General features: G+C 34.6%; 10 protein-coding genes. 2 read left to right on the forward strand and 8 right to left on the reverse strand.

All coding sequences use genetic code 11. The features are described from left to right. Positions 1-40: 40 nt before the first annotated feature. Positions 41-3,448 (reverse strand): DUF4450 domain-containing protein, encoded by a 3,408-nt coding sequence (locus tag ACHRVL_RS11845; protein WP_395412968.1) that lies wholly within the window; start codon positions 3,446-3,448, stop codon positions 41-43. Between the two features lie 330 nt (positions 3,449-3,778). Between ACHRVL_RS11845 and ACHRVL_RS11850 the strand changes: the two genes are divergently transcribed. Further along, complete coding sequence (locus ACHRVL_RS11850) at positions 3,779-6,634, forward strand: glycoside hydrolase family 2 TIM barrel-domain containing protein (protein WP_395412969.1); 2,856 nt, start codon at positions 3,779-3,781, stop codon at positions 6,632-6,634. A 176-nt stretch (positions 6,635-6,810) separates the two neighbouring features. After that, positions 6,811-8,286, forward strand: a complete 1,476-nt coding sequence (locus ACHRVL_RS11855) for a rhamnogalacturonan acetylesterase (RefSeq protein WP_395412970.1) — start codon at positions 6,811-6,813, stop codon at positions 8,284-8,286. Positions 8,287-8,415: 129 nt separating this feature from the next. Here ACHRVL_RS11855 and ACHRVL_RS11860 read toward each other — a convergent pair whose 3' ends face one another. From ACHRVL_RS11860 to ACHRVL_RS11890, 7 genes are all read right to left on the reverse strand, one after another. After that, entirely contained in the window at positions 8,416-8,592 is a 177-nt protein-coding gene (locus ACHRVL_RS11860) for a histone H1 (protein ID WP_029272605.1), read from the reverse strand. Positions 8,593-8,898: 306 nt separating this feature from the next. Continuing rightward, a complete protein-coding gene (locus tag ACHRVL_RS11865; RefSeq protein WP_395412972.1) occupies positions 8,899-10,227 on the reverse strand; it encodes a glycoside hydrolase family 28 protein in 1,329 nt (442 codons plus the stop codon). Positions 10,228-10,290: 63 nt separating this feature from the next. Further along, positions 10,291-11,583: a DUF4861 domain-containing protein gene (locus ACHRVL_RS11870; RefSeq protein WP_395412974.1), complete on the reverse strand. Its 1,293-nt coding sequence runs from the start codon at positions 11,581-11,583 to the stop codon at positions 10,291-10,293. Between the two features lie 38 nt (positions 11,584-11,621). After that, positions 11,622-11,948, reverse strand: coding sequence for an L-rhamnose mutarotase (rhaM, locus tag ACHRVL_RS11875; protein WP_395412976.1), 327 nt, complete (start codon positions 11,946-11,948; stop codon positions 11,622-11,624). Between the two features lie 36 nt (positions 11,949-11,984). Next, positions 11,985-13,055 carry a glycoside hydrolase family protein gene (locus tag ACHRVL_RS11880; protein WP_395412978.1) on the reverse strand — a complete coding sequence of 357 codons (1,071 nt, stop codon included), beginning with the start codon at positions 13,053-13,055 and terminating at the stop codon, positions 11,985-11,987. A gap of 106 nt (positions 13,056-13,161) precedes the next feature. Then, complete coding sequence (locus ACHRVL_RS11885) at positions 13,162-14,691, reverse strand: sialate O-acetylesterase (RefSeq protein WP_395412980.1); 1,530 nt, start codon at positions 14,689-14,691, stop codon at positions 13,162-13,164. A 362-nt stretch (positions 14,692-15,053) separates the two neighbouring features. Beyond that, entirely contained in the window at positions 15,054-16,589 is a 1,536-nt protein-coding gene (locus ACHRVL_RS11890; protein ID WP_395412982.1) for a RagB/SusD family nutrient uptake outer membrane protein, read from the reverse strand. Positions 16,590-16,592 lie beyond the last annotated feature (3 nt).

Raw genomic sequence — 16,592 nt, forward strand, 5'->3', positions numbered from 1 at the left:
AGTTTAGGATTTCAAATTATCTCATTATGTAATTGACTAATTATCTAATTAATGTCACACTCATCAAACCAATCACAACATCATTTGCAATAGTTTTCAGAGTCAGGTTTTTTAAAGTTTTATTTTTATTCAAAGGCAGTTCTAAAATCGTTCCTGCGCCACCGTCAACTCCATAACTGCTAAATCCTTTTATGGGTTTAAAATCTTTAAAATCTCTAGAAATTTCTCCTGTTTTAAAATAAACTCTCGGCGGTCTTGGAGCATCGGTTGTAAAGGCAAGTCCGTCAATAAAATAATCTTGTTCGATTGGCCACCAGTTTTCTGGATTTTTTAAAGGTAAAACTTCCGAAGTTCCGTCAGTATACTCTATTTTGATTTCTCCGTTTACGATTCTACTCTGCATTGGGTTTGTAGTTCCTGCAAGCATAAAATAAGCATATGAAGCTTTTCCGTTTAACGGAATACTAATGCTTTCTGGGAAATTATCCCACATCGATGTAAAGATTATATTTTTCTGATTTTCATCAGAAGGTGTTTGAAAAGGAACTCCATTTGGCGTTGTAACTTTTCCTGTCTGCTTAGCTTTTTCACGCAAACCTTTATCATCAATTTGAACCGAAACGTTAGGATAACACCAATTTCCAATTCCTTGCTTGGGCAATTGTAAGGTTACCGTTTTGGGTCTTGGCGACAAATATTCGTAATTGAATATATCGGTGACTTTGGCATTAAAAAAAGAAGATAATGCTACGGTTTCTGTTTGCTGCGATTTGTCCAGTGGAATATCCCAATTAAAGTCTTTCTGATTTGATTCTTTAGGTTTTATGTTTAACTCAACTGGATACCACCATAATAATTCACCCTGTTTCATCTGAATAAAGAATGTTTTATTTCCCTCGCCATTTACAATTGATTGAAGTGTTCTTTCTTTTTTATCAATTTGATTTAAAACAGCTTGAGGATCATAAATTGAAACCATTTCTCCTTTTGCAATACTTATATTTAAGGCATCACCAGAATTATATGAAGACTTAGTATATATTTTTCTAAAAGTTCCGCCTTTCCAATTGATAACAACATCATAAACTTTATTATAAGGAACTTCAATGCTGATTTTTGGAGTTCCAATACTCTCTGGGATACCTTTCCAAGACATATTTTTTCCATTAACAGTAATACTTTCAATTCCATCAAAAAGAGCATTTACTATTAATTTCAAGCCCATTTTTGCTACAAAACGGTTTTCGATATGATAACTGTCTTTCTTATCTTTTCGACTAAAATCAATTGAAATATCAGGAATTTCTAGGGATACGTTTTCCCATTTTTCTGGAAAACCGGGTTTTATGGTTAAAACTTCATTTACAGCATCCGGCTGAATCCCGAAAAGTCCTTCGACTAAAGTTCGTGAAGCCATTCCAATTGGATCAGCAAAATCGCGGTACAATTCGCCGCGCATCGCATCCTGAAACATAAGTTGTTCAAAACCACCCGGCGAAGCGCCCAAATACATACTTTCGATCAAAGCACTTTCCCACATGGTGTACGCTTTTTCAGATTGTCCGCCTTGCCAGAATGCAAGCGAAGTATGTAATTGTTCGGCCAAAGCAACATTATTAGTTGACCATGTATAAGGCTGCCAATTTGTAGTGCTGATTAGGTATAAATCTTTTTTATCCAATCCGTCTGCGGCAATTGGAATATGCGGAATTTGATTATTAACATAATCAAGCATTTGATAATTCTCAAAAGGATTTGATAATTCTGAATCTATAGTGTGGTAAATGCTCCAAACTCCAGGTGAATCGTGCAATATTCTATTTCCTAAAGCATCTTTATATTCAGCAAAAATTCCTTTTTTCGGAATCCAAAGCTGATTGTTTGTCGCTTTTAGAATTTTATCTGCTTCTTTTTCAAAAGGAACGGCATCTATATTTATTTTCTTAGCCAGTTCTGCCGCCATTTTATTGGCATAATAATTATAAGCCGAAGAATGAATTACTCCGCCTCCGCTGTATTGCAAAGCGTCACTTGCCCAAATTGAAGCATAAGCATCATAAAGTCCGTCATTATCTGGATCAAAATTTCGTTTTTCCCATTTTAAATGTCGTTCAATTGTCGGCCACATTTCTTTTAAGAAAGCCATATCTCCCGTCCATTTAAAATGACGAAACATCTGATCGAAAAAAACCAAATTCATATCATAATGATGCGCCACATTATTTTTATTCGGACTTCGGCTGATGTAACCGCTGCTGAACATTGAAGTTCCTATTTCTTCTTTCTGACGTGCCAGATTTTTTTCTTCATCAAACACAACTGGACCACTTTCAGGCGATATTACCTGCGAATTGCTGTAACTTGTAAAATGCGTTTTTGCTCTATCGTGCCATCCCAAAGGATCTGCCGTGTAAGCCCCGCGCCAAGCATTTAAATACATTCTCCAGGCAATGGCACCATGAAGATAGGCTGGACTTTCCCAAATTCCGTCAGAAGCAATAGCAAGTGCTGAACCTAATGTATTAATATAATTATCAGGCGTTTTCACTTTAATTCGATTGGCTAAAAGATGTGTTGCTGTAACTGATTTTTCGTAAAGTTCGGCAATCGTTTTCTGTGTATAATTTACTTTTGAAGCTTCGGGAACAAAAAGCCAATAGCTTCCTTTTTCGGAAATAGAACTTACTTTCCCGCTTATTAACGGCAATGCTGCTGACTTAGAATTAAAAAGTTCTAAAGGTTTATTCTGAACATTGGCATCTGCTAAACGAACATCAGAATTTGGAAAAAAACCGGTAACACTTTTATTATTTCCTGTTTTCTGTTTGTTGCTTTCAGAACCATAATCCAAAAGGAAAGATTCCTTTTGGAGCGTATATTTATTATTAAGGCAGTAATTGGGTTGTAAATAAAAAACAGATTCCGGATCTGCACCAATATCACCGTCACGACTGAACTTTTTTCCAGTTGCACCGCCAAATGCCCAAATTAGACTAGTTTTTTTAGACCATTTTTCGCTATATAATTTTACAATAAAACCTTCACTTTCTTTTAATGCGACAACATCAATAAACAATTTCCCTCCTTCCAAGATTGGATCTTCGATTGTGTATTGCATCGTTCCCAAAACATAACGTGTATCAATTTTCGCAGCTTCGGTAATCCATTTGCTTTCTTTTCCGTTTGTTAAACCTAATTTGAAATTACCGCTCATTCCAGGCATATACATAGCAAATTCTGGCAAATCTCCAGTTTCAACTCTAAATCCAGTGTTCGAACCATAAAGTGCACGATTAAATTTTCGGGTTCCATTTTTCAAAACAAAACTATTTCCTTCGGGGGCGTAATGTAGTTTACGAATCGGTGTTTTTTCCTGACCAAAAACAATCATAGTTGAAGTCAGAAATAAGCCCGCTAAAGTGCAAATAGTACGTTTTTTAATTCCCATAAAACTCAAATAATTGATAATTCTTAAAATTTGAATAATAAAATTTATACTCGCTTATTTTATTAATTCAATAATTGAGATGCAATTTCTTTGTTTTTTAGCGGGATACTATCCTGCACCTACCTGATTTTATAAATTTAAAAAATATATTAATTTTTAGAATTATCTAATATTTTTTAACATCATAGTACAGGATACAATATAAAAAAGGAACAAGTAGATTTGAAAATACAATTTCTATTTATTGATTAAGTGAAAAGAAATAGAATTTGTAAAATGACATTTTAAACGGATTAAACTATACTTAATTTTAAAGTTCGACAAAATATTATGTTTTCAAATTCTACAATTAAAATTCTATTTTTTATCTCACTTCACCTCTTTACTAGTCAAAATTCTAAAGCACAAAAAACAGATTTAATTTATCTTTCGGGGAAAGATTTTGAGCATCCTGTGCAATGGGATTTTTATTGTACTGATGGAAACAACAGCAAAGTCTGGTCTAAAATAAATGTGCCTTCTCAATGGGAACTGGAAGGTTTTGGCGAATATACTTATGGACGCTGGTACAAGGAATTAAACCAAAAAGAACCCAGTAAAGAAGAAGGTTTTTATAAATATGAATTTGAAATACCGTTAGATTATAAAAATAAAAATGTTCTAATCGCTTTTGGCGGTGCCATGACGGATACAGAAGTAAAAATCAACGGAAAAACTGCAGGGCCAATACATCAGGGAGGTTTTTATGAGTTTAAATATGATATTTCTTCTTTATTAAAGTTTGGTTCTAAAAATATACTGGAGGTTCATGTTTGGAAACATTCTGCTAACAAATCTGTAAACAACGCTGAACGAAGAGCAGACTGGTGGCTTTTTGGCGGTATTTATCGTCCAGTTTGGCTTGAAGTTTCTCCTAAAACCCATATTCAGAATATTGCTGTAAATCCAAAAATGGATGGTTCGATTACTGTTGATTTAAATCTAGACGATATTTCAAAAAATACACTTTTAGAGGTCTCACTTTCTGATAAAGATGGAGAAAATTTCTCTGTTTTTACTTTTCCGCTTAAAGCGAAAACTACAAAAGTAACCATCACAGCAAAATGGAATAATATCAAAGCATGGAATCCTGAAACACCTAATTTATACAATTTAAAACTGGTTTTAAAACAAAACGGAACTGCACTTCATGAATACGATAAAAAGATTGGTTTTAGAACTTTAGAGTTTAAAAAGAAAGACGGCATTTATGTAAACGGCACTAAAATTATCATGAAAGGTATTAATCGCCATTCATTTTGGCCTGAAGGCGGAAGAAGTACAAGTAAACGTATCAGCGAACTGGACGTTAAACTAATTAAAGATATGAATATAAATGCAGTTCGCGGTCATTACCCGCCTGACGATCATTTTCTGCAAGTCTGTGATTCGCTTGGACTTTTTGTTTTAAATGAATTGGCTGGATGGCAAAATTCATATGATACTGAAACGGGAACTAAATTGGTTAAAGAAATGGTTGTGCGAGATGTAAACCATCCATCAGTTATTATTTGGGATAACGGAAATGAGGGCGGCTGGAATTATGATGTTGACAAAGTATTTGCCGAAAATGATCCGCAAAAAAGAATCGTCATTCATCCGTGGGCCGATTTTGACGGTTGGGACACACATCATTACCCAACTTATCTAACGGGAATGCATCGTTTTAATTCGGGTGAAAATGTATTTTTTCCAACTGAATTTATGCACGGAACTTACGATAACGGACATGGTGCGGCATTAGAAGATTTTTGGAATCGGTACAAAGAAAGTCCGCTTTTTGCAGGAGGTTTTATGTGGGCAATGCTTGATGAAGCGGTAAAACGCTCGGATTGGAAAGGCGAGCAAAAGTTTGATTCAAAAGGTTCTTTGGCAGCTGATGGAATCCTTGGACCTCATCGTGAAAAAGAAGGAAGTTATTTTTCGGTTAAAGAAATTTGGGCGCCGATTCAATTTCAGTCCAAACAAATTACGGATGCTTTTGATGATACTTTTTTAATTTCGAATGATTATCTATTCAGTAATTTGAATTCCTGTAAAATGGAATTTAAAGTTCTAAAGTCCGAAAATGATGTTCTATATACGAATAAAACAGCTCAGAAAATAAGTTCGGGAAAAATTGAAATTCCGAGTATTGAACCAGGAGAAACTCGAAAGATAAAATTTGATGTGCCGCCAAATTTCTTTGAAGGTGATATTTTATCGATTACGGCTTTTGACCAATTTGAAAAAGAAATTTATACCTGGACGTGGCCAATTCACAAAGCTGCATTTTATGCTTCTAAATTTCTAGCGGTTCAAAACACAAAAGCAAAAGCTTCAGCTGACAAAAGTGATTCTGAAATTATTTTAAAAGGAAATGATGTTACGGTCGTTATAAATGCTGCGACAGGAGAACTTCAAAAAATCAGCAATAAAACTGCTGTGATTCCGCTTACGAATGGTCCGCGTCCAATTGGAATGAAAGCAAAATTAAAAAATATTCAGATTTTGCAAGAAGGAAAAAAAGCAGTCTGCATCGTAAATTATTCGGGCGGATTATCTTCTATAAAATGGATTATGGAAGCTGATGGAAGATTAAAAATGGAAGTATTGGCTTTAAAAAATGCTTCTGGCGGAGAGGGTTTTGACGGTGCTTTTTTTGAAGATAAAATCAATGCTTTTGGTATTACGTTTCGTTTTCCTGAGAAGGAAGTCGCTGGAATTAAATGGTTTGGACGAGGTCCATATCGAGTTTGGAAAAACAGAATTAAAGGCACAACATGCGGTTTTTGGGAGAAAGAGTTCAACAACACGATTACAGGAGAAAGCTTTGAAAACCTGATTTATCCAGAATTTAAAGGATATCACGCTAATGTATTGGGCGCCAGTTTAAAAGCCGGAACCTCATCGTTTAAGGTTTTCAGCGAATCTGATAATTTGTTTTTAAGATTATTTACACCTGATTTACCTAAAAATGGTTTCCCAGGAAGTTCTCCCCAGCCTGATTTTCCTGAAGGTGATATTTCGTTTATGTATGAAATTCCGGCAATGAGAGATTTTAAACCTTTAGAACAACAAGGCCCGCAAAGCCAGCCGACAAACATCCGAATTAAAAAAGGCGACGATGGGATAAGGATGGATTTGTGGTTTGATTTTAGAAACTAAATTTTGCTTCAGGCTGAAAACACGATATCATTTAACCGCAAGGTTCACAAAGATTTACGCGAGGTACGCAAAGCTTTGCGTCCTTTGCGCTATTTCAACAATAGTTAAAAAAAACTTTGCGAACCTTGCGGTTAAACAAACCTATTCCACAACTCAAAATTCATAAATCAAAAAACATGAAATCACTTAAGATATTTTTTATTTTCTCTTTAGCTGTATTATTCATCAATTTTACACCAAAACAAGACCATAAACCTACTCTTTTTACGGTAGGAGATTCTACTGTAAAAAACGGAAAAGGCAACGGCGCAGGCGGACTTTGGGGCTGGGGAGATTTTATTGGACAGTTTTTGGATACTACTAAAATTAAGATCGAGAATCATGCTCTAGGCGGAACAAGCAGTCGCACTTTTCAAGACAAAGGCCTATGGAATGTAGTTTTAAACAAACTTAAAAAAGGCGATTATGTACTAATTCAATTTGGTCATAATGATGACGGACCTTTAAATGACAGTCTGCGTGCTCGAGGCACTATAAAAGGTATTGGAAATGAAACTCAGGAAATTAATAATATCCTCACTAAAAAACACGAAACGGTACACAGTTACGGCTGGTACATTCAGAAAGTAATTCGTGAGGCTAAAGCAAAAGGCGCTACTCCGATTGTTTGTTCACCAATTCCGAGGAATGACTGGAAAGAAGGAAAAGTACCTCGAAACAATACTTCATATGGTTTATGGGCAAAACAAATTGCGGAAAAAGAAAAAGTTACATTCATTAATTTGAATGAGAAAATGGCTCTTGAAATGGAAAAATTAGGGGAACAAAAAGTAACGGGAACTTATTTTTATAAAAGAGATCATACGCACACCTCTGCAAAAGGGGCTGTTTTATCGGCTTCGGTAATTATCGATGAAATAAAACACAGTAAAAACTCTTTAAAAAATTATGTTCTAGAAAACCCGAAAATTATTCTTCCTGTAAAAAACAAAGTCTTTTTAATAGGCGATTCTACTATGGCCGATAATGGAAATCTAGACGCTGTTGGCTGGGGCGTTGCTTTTCCAAAATATTGTGATACTACTCGCATTGCCGTTATCAATAAAGCAAAAGGCGGCAGAAGCAGCAGAACTTTTGTCTCTGAAGGTCTTTGGGATGACGTAAAAAATCAATTACAACCGGGTAATTTTATTTTAATTCAGTTTGGTCATAATGACGCAGGTGCAGTTGATAAGGAAAAATTCAGAGGTTCGTTAAAAGGAATTGGCGATGAAACTCAGGAAGTAATTCGTCCTGACGGATCTAAAGAACTCGTACATACTTTTGGCTGGTATATGACAAAGTTTATTCGAGAAGCTAAAGAAAAAGGCGCAATTCCGATTGTTTTAAGCTTAACGCCAAGAAATGAATGGCCAAACGATAAAGTAGAACGCAGAACGGATACTTACATAAAATGGTCGAAAGAAATTGCAGAGAAAGAAAATGTTCTTTATATAGATTTGAGCGAAGCGGTAGCTAAAAAATATGAAGCTCTAGGAAAGGAAAAAGTAAAAAGCTTTTTTCCCAAAGATCATACCCATACAGGTGCAGAAGGCGCTGATTTAAATGCATTGACTGCTGCAGAATGTATAAAAAAAAGTTATGAGTTGTGAACAAACCTTCTACTTCGCTCAGGCTGACAGCTGATTTCATTTGTCAAGCTGAGCGGAGTCGAAACCAACTTGAAACCTGAAACCTGAAACAAAAAAAAACCTCGTCAGATTGACGAGGTTTTAATTGTATTATTTTTTTGATTCTTCGATAGAAACTTTTCTGAACTCTTTCAAAAGTTTTTCGATTTCTAAAGTAGCTTTACGTGCTCTTGGTCCTGCAGCTTTGATACCTTTTTCAGTTAAAGATTCAGCTTCTGCTTTGAATGCGTCAATTTCGGCGTTGATTTTTACTAATAGATCTTTCATGCTTGTACTTATTAAATTAAGGCGCAAAAATAGAGGTTTGATTGATAGTTACAATAAATTTGCTGTTAAAATTATCATTGTTTTTTGTGCTTTAAATTAGCGTTAAAATCACATTTTATTTTCGTCAAAACTCCCCTATTACAACAAACTATTAATCAACTATTTACTAACGAATAAAAAAGAGAATGCTCTTACGAGTACTCCAAGATACCCGTTTTAAAAAAAACACAAACTTTAAAAAAAAGCTAATTTTTGTTCTGTTTTAGTTAAAAAAGGACCATCGTTTATTGAGGATATGCGTAAAAATTACTCTATTAACTGCTTATTTACATAGACATTCTTAAAACTCACTCCTTTTATTAGACTTTTATCAATACTTGTTTTCGTTGCTTGAATCTTCAAATTCTCGAATGTAAAATTGGATAAACGAACGTTTGGATCATTTTCTACACCATAAAAGGTTTCGCATTTTAAATCAATATTTTTTAAGGTTACATTGTCTCCGTATGACAACGGGACATCTGGACGGCCTTTTAAATCAAAAAATTGTTTCCAAGCAAATATTGCCAGTCCAGTTTTGGCTTCGCCTTTTATATCTTCCACTCTAATATATTCATATCGCTGCGGAGTATCTGGTCTCATTTTAAGCCATAACATTCGCGAAGCTCCATCTATTTTACAATTTCTCATAATGACATTTCGATTGTGAATAGATTCGCTTCCGTTTGTTAACGCGGAATGACAAAATCCGAAATTGGTATTTTCAATGATTATATTAGAATTTGGACCGTTGTTTTTATCTTGATCTGCATAAGGTCCTTTTCCGCCTTTTAATGCAATTGCATCATCGTTTACTGACATATAGCAGCCTCGTATTAATACATTACTGCAAATATCAATATCAATAGCGTCTGTGCTTGGTGCTTTAATTTCGATATGAGGCGAAAAAATATACAAATCAAGCAGTTTTACATTATTGCATTTATAAAAATGATTGGTCCAAAAACCTGAATTAATCAGTTTTACATCCTGAAATTGTACATTGTTTGAGTTCCATACAAAAACAAGTCTTGGTCTCGAAACTTCTAGATTAGTACACTTTGGATTAATTTTTCGTCTTTCCCAAAAGGCTTCCCAATATTTTTTACCATTTCCGTTGATAGTTCCTTTTCCTGAAATCGAGAAATTGTCAACACCATAAGCATTTACCAAAGCTGGAAAATAATCCAGGTTCTGTCCTTCCATTCTTGATGGCATTATTGGATAATCAGCAATATTATCTGAGCCTTTTAAAACTCCTCCTTCTGAAACGTACAATGCCGTTTTTGGTTTAAAAAATAAAGCACCGCTTGAATAAACTCCTTTTGGAATCACAATTACTCCTCCTCCATTTGCGGCAGCTTTATCAATAACTTTTTGTATTGCAGCAGTCTGAATTTTGGTGCTGTCTTTCCCAACATTAAAATCTGTAATAACGTATTGTTTACCTAAGTTCTTTAATTGAATTTTAGAATAATCTTTAAACCAATTTGAAATTGGACTTCCGTCTGGGAATGTGTCATTAGTATAGTTCTGCGAGGATGCGACTTGAGAAAAGCCAATAACGCAAAAAAGGATTCTTAAAATAGTTTTCATTTGGTTAGTTGTTAGTTTTGTAGTTATTGAACTTTGTCAAAGGTTTGCGTTCTTATATACCTTTTATTTTACTTCAACTTTAATTTTGGCAGATAACTGCTTTGCTAAAGTTGTGACGTAAGAAGTAAAATAAGCTGAATCTTTAAAGTTTTTATCGGCACTGAGTTCCCAGCCGGCGATTGGGTAATAACTTACTTCTTGATTGTTTTTTACGGAAACTTTTATTAGATATGAATCTGTTAACTGTCCCGTTTTTGGTGCTTCTATATATCCTTTGTAAACATTTTTAGGAACTATTACAGCGGTTCCTAAAATCCATTGACGTTCGTAGGTTAATTTATCATGCTGAACAAAACATACGAAATCTCCTGCCTCAATTACCTGCAAAGGGTTCTGATTGTTTAAATTAGAAAGCGTAATTAATAATGTGTCGTTTCCTTTTAAACCATTTACCGAAACTGTATTTTTATAACCGTACATTCCCGGCCAGATTGAAGCTGTTTCTTCTGCTTGATATTTATTTCCTGATGCTTCCCAGTTTTGATATTTATAGTTTAGAACTGAATTTACAGGGCCTTCGCTGACGATTTTAAATGTTGTTTTTTCGATATTGTTTAAAGTATCATTGGCTAAAATTCCAAGTCTGTTTATTTTATTATTATCTGTCAACAGTGCAAAACCTCCTAATCCTGCTGAACTTCCAACAGGAAAAATATCTCTTCCCCAATCGTGCATTACATGGTAATTGTCTTCAACTGCACCTTTGCTGTTTATTCCAACATCTTCTGGCGTAATTCCCGGCGTTTTCTTTCCGAAAACATCTTTGCAGTTTCTTCCATCCAAATAATGTCTAAAACCTACTTTATCATTTTCCCAAGTCGGACCATCGGTTTGGTATTTTTGATAACCGAGTTTTTTATGTACCTGATCAGCCAATAAAACTTCTTCTGTATCTGGATGAACAGGCAGGTTTTTACCTTCTCTTTTTCCAAATCTGGCGCTTGTTCTAACCGTGAACTTTGGATCTTTATTTGACCAGCTTAAAACGGTTTTCTTTTCTTCTTTTGCTGAAAAATCAGTTACCAGAAACAATTCGTCCCATTTTCCGTCACCATCTAAATCATTTACCTGAGCCGGAATTGTATCTTTTTTGTAAATTAAAATGGGATACTTTCCAGATTCATTATTTAGAGAAAGTTGGTTTCTTTTTATCGAAATGGCTTTTTGAGTCAGTTCAATATTAGAAGTATTTTTCAGGATAATTGTATTTTCTGTCGTTTTCTTTTGTGCATGAGAGCTTGCAGAAATCAATATAGATAATGCAATTGGCACGTAAAGTTTTGCTGTATTCTTCATTCTTATTATAACTTTTTAATTTAAAACAATTTACTCATTCAATCTAAATGGAAGACCTCTTTTAAGGGATATGCTTTAGGCGAATTGTCTGGATTTGTTTCCATAATATCAGCCATATAATTCCACCATTTTTTCATAAGAGGATGGCTGGAAAGTTGTGAACGATCAAAATCTAAACTTAATTTTTGAACGCCAAAAAGTATTCCGCTTTCTTCATCCAAAAAAATAGAATAATCTTGAATGCCGTTTTCAGACAATAAAGCTGTCAATTCTGTCCAAATAGCATCGTGTCTTATTTTGTATTCGGTTTCAAAACCTTTTTTCAGTTGCATTGTAAAGGCGTTTCTAACAATTTGATTTTCCATTTTTTTGCTGTTAAACTGTTTGATTTAAAATTTCATCTAAACGATTTTAAAAATAAACGCTGATGAAGTTTCATATTTTCCTCCCTGCGATGCCGTAAATAAATAAGTTGCTTTTCCGTTTTGAAATAATAATTGCGGGCGTTCTGCGCGTCCGTATCGATTTAAATGTTTCGGAGCTTCTGGTTCTTTTATATATTTGCTTAAAGGTTGATATGAAATTTGCGGATCATTCCAATGAATCCCATCATTGGAGTCCATATAAAGTCCGTAATCCATTCCAAAAACGCCCATATCTCTCGCCAGCATTTTGAACTTTTTATTTTCATACCATACAAAAGCGTCTTCACATTGCTTGTTATCTCCTAATTTTGAAAAATCAATCAATGGATTGTTTTTGTATTTTATATAAGGTCCTGTCAACGATTTAGAAATTGCTAATCCGTATTTTCTGTTTCCTTTGATTGGAAATTTTGGATGAACATAATTCTCTGTATCTAATGATTTATAATAAAGCCAATATTCGCCGTTTGGATGTTTTAAAAAAGATGGATTTGTGGTTAGTAAATCATCCCAAGCACCTTGTTCTCCAGGCTGCAACAATGGTTTATCTGGTCGTTCCCATGGTCCGTAAAGTGAATCTGAAGTTGCTAAACCAATTCGCTTTGTATCCATTTTTCCGTTCGAATTTCCCATGAAAAAAAGCGCATATTTTCCGTCTACAAAATGAATACTTGGATTATGGCAAGTTGTCGCATCCCAGAAACCTTCGCCTCTTGGTGCTAGAATAGTACTGACATATTCATAAGGTCCTTCTGGTTTATCGGCAACTGCATGTGCAATTTCAGAACCGTTTATCCAGCCGCTCATACTTTTTGATTTTTTCCAACGAGAAAAAAACACATGAATCTTACCATCCGGCCCTTCAATTGGACTGTTGCACCAAACATAATAATCTTCAAATTCTAAAGCACGCCCAACTGGTTGAAGTCTTTTCTCAAAATCTGAAAGTTTTGGATCGTCGAAAAAAGCACTGGCTTCTGCCGAAAACGGAAGACACAACGCAATCGCAGCGAGAGAATTTCCAATTATAAATTGTCTTCGATTCATTTAACTTTTATTCAGATTTATATTTATCTCTTAAATATTCTCACGCAGATTGAGCAGATTTATTAAGTTTTATAAACTATGTATCTATGTGTTCAAAAAAACGTTTTTACTTCTTCTCCGCTATTACCCAATCATCTGTTCTAAATGGAGATGCAGGCAGATTTTCATTGTTGAACAAATTAGGTTCTGGAACAGCTTTCCAAGCAAATCGAACTGCTGCGGGTTCTTTTACTTTAGACGAAGTGACTATTATTGTTTTTCCTTCATTTTTTGCTTCGGCAGGATAAAAAACTTGATCATTTCCTGCGATTTCAAATTCTTTCAAGGTATCACCAGTTTTCTTTAATCCAGAATCGGCATAATCAAAAAACAATTGTACTTTTTGTTTCTTAATTTTCATATGGTTAAAAATAGGACCTGAATATACCAGTTTATTTTCTCCATAGGTTTTAGCTCTTGCGATAAGGGCTAATCTATAACCAACTGTCTGTTTATCTATTGGATGAATATTTTGTGCATCTCCAACATCCGTTGTAACTACCATTCCGCTGTTTGGTATTGTTTTCAAAGACATTAATTGGGCTTCTCTTATTTCTGCATTTTGTCCTTTATGCGGTGTTATCTGCACATAATAAAATGGAAATTCACCTTGTTTCCATTCTTCTCTCCAACTTTTTACCATCGTTGGAAATAAACTTCGATACAAATAAGCTTTTCCTGAATTGCTTTCGCCTTGATACCAAATTGCTCCTTTTATCGTGTAGTTTACTAGAGGATGAAGCATGCCATTATACAAAACATACGAAGTTTTATTGGGTTCTTTTTTAGGCTTTTTTAATTGGGATTTAGGAGCATTTGCTGCGCTTGCAATTCGTTCGTTTGTAAGCGCTAAATAATATGCTTCCAGCTTTTCTTGATATACTTTTTCATTTTTTGCATCTTCTTGCAAAATGGGCAAGAAAGCAACATCTTCTTCTAAAACATTTTGCGCTGTCCAAGCTTCGGCTTTGGTGCCGCCCCAAGAAGTAGATATTAAACCAATTGGCACGTTTAGTTTTTGATACAAATCTCTTCCAAAGAAATAAGCTACTGCCGAGAATGTTTTAATACTTTCAGGCGAACAGATTCTCCAGCTTCCTGTAACATCTTCGAGTGGTTTTGCCGATGCATTGAGTGCAACTGTAAAAAGTCGGATATTAGGGAAAACAGCATTTTTTACTTCTTCTTCATAGTTTTTGACACCTGTTTTCCAAGTTCCTTCTTCTCTTCCAACAGGGAAAAACATATTTGACTGGCCGGAACAAAGCCATACTTCGCCAATAAGAATGTTTTTCAACGTAATTTTGTTAGAAGCTTCGATCGTTATATTGTATGCCGTTTCTCCTCCTTTTGGCGTTTCGACTGTTGTTTTCCAATTTCCTTCGGCATCAGCAGTAACATTTACTGGAAGATTTGACCATCCTAATTGAATGTTTATTTTTTCATTTGGAGAAGCCCATCCCCATAAATTAACTTTTGCATTTTGCTGTAAAACCATATTATCACTTACCAAAGCTGGAAGTTTTACCTGAGCTGAAAGTGAGAGTTTTGCACTCAAAACCAATAAAAGTAAAAGAATTTTATTTGGATTTTTCATTGTTAGTTTTTTTTATCTAAGTAACACTTTAAATTTAAATTAGCAGTTCTTTTTTTGCATCCTGTGCTTACCTGTTTTTTTTACACCTAAAACCTAAAAAAGCTGTCTGAAAAAGACAGCTTTTTAAAAACAAAAAATATATAAAAAAATACTAATTACAAATATATTCCTGTTGGGTGTAATTTGTTAAAAAAATTAAACACATAGAGACATAGATTCTATCCTTAATAAAGAAGACAAAAAGAAACACATTTCCTTCACATAGCTATTAATGTCTATTTAAAATAAATGAAATGTCTTTTTTTTAAGCAACAAACCTATGTCTCTATGTGTTAGATAAATTTCGTCCAGCTGATTAATTACTAATCGTAACCTAAATTTTGATCATAAAGCCCTGGAACTGCTAGAAGTTCTTGTAACGGAATTGGATACAATAATGAGTTATTATCGATTGTTCGGATTTTATTCTCAGTATCCTCAGCAATTCTCCAAGCGTTCATAGTAGCCACTGCTTTTCCTGATCTAATTAAATCAAACCATCTTGTTCCTTCTGCAAAAAACTCTTTTCTTCTTTCTTCAAATAATTGATCTAAAGTAATGTTTACTGCATTTGCAGGCACACCAGCTCTGGTTCTTACTTTATTAACAATAGCATCAACATCTGCTTGAGTACCGCCGCCGCCATGAAGCGTACATTCTGCCATAAGCATCAAAACATCAGTATAACGAGTGATCATAAAATCAACTCCCCAATCTTCACGTCCGTTTCCATATCTGGCAGGATCAATGTATTTTTTGAAAACCGGCAGGGTGTAACTTCCTTTGTAAGTTCCAGAAGCTACAGTATAACTTGTAGCAATACCATAAAGTTGTCTTTTATCAGTGGCTGTAAACAATTTCATGAAACCAGCTGAAATTGGTCTTGCTTCTAAAGCTCCTTGTGCTGATAAATTTACAGAGGCAAAATAAGGTTCGTACCCTAACTCTACCATGAAGTTTCCGCCTACAGGAGTCGAAATATTTTGTGTGTAAGAAATAGTCAATACGTTTTCTTTATTGGCATTTCCTTCAGTTTTAAAAATGGGTTCGTAATCTGTACCAAAAGCATATAAACCGCTCAACTTAATATCGTTTAATTGTTGATAGGCTTTGTCCCACTCATTTAAACCTAACATTGCACCGTCAATTCCGTAAGTTGGACTTGAACGAGTCATATAAACAAGTCCTAAAAGTGCTTTTGCTCCATATTTTGTAACACGTCCGTAATTTGCATTATCATAAGAAGGAAGCAAATCTGGAATTGCCAATTCTAAATCTGAAATAATTAGTTTGTAAACATCTGCAACTGCAGTTCTTTTTATTTTTGAAGCTTCTCCGGCAGTCATCGTTCTGTCAATTAATGGCACACGTCCAAACCATCTTAACAAATCAAAATAACAAAATGCTCTAAGAAAACGTGCTTCGGCAGCCATTGCGGTTTTATCTGCTGGATTTGTAAAAATCACATCCCCTTTTTCTGCAATTTTTTCTAATAACTGATTTGCTTTATAGATTGCATTATAATTGGTAAGATATGCTTCTTTCACATAAGTATTAGAACTGATAGAAGTGTAAAAACTATTAATTCCTTCCCAATCTCTTGATGCTGTTGTTGTAGCCATCAAGTTATCAGATCTGGTTTCACTTAAATTCATTACTCGGTTTGCATAACCATATACGGTTGCTCCGTGAAAAGCAACAGAATAAGTTGCGTTTCTTGCCTGTACAAAATCGCCTGGTGTTGCATAAAAATTTTCGATCGTGCCTTGCGATAAAGGCAGCTGAGTCAGCTCATCTGTACAAGATGATTGTGTGAACAACATTAACGCACCTGCTGCTATGAAGATATATTTTTTCATTTT

Origin of the sequence: Flavobacterium sp. FlaQc-28, from assembly GCF_044007415.1 — a bacterium.
In the GTDB taxonomy this organism is placed as follows: Bacteria; Bacteroidota; Bacteroidia; order Flavobacteriales; family Flavobacteriaceae; genus Flavobacterium.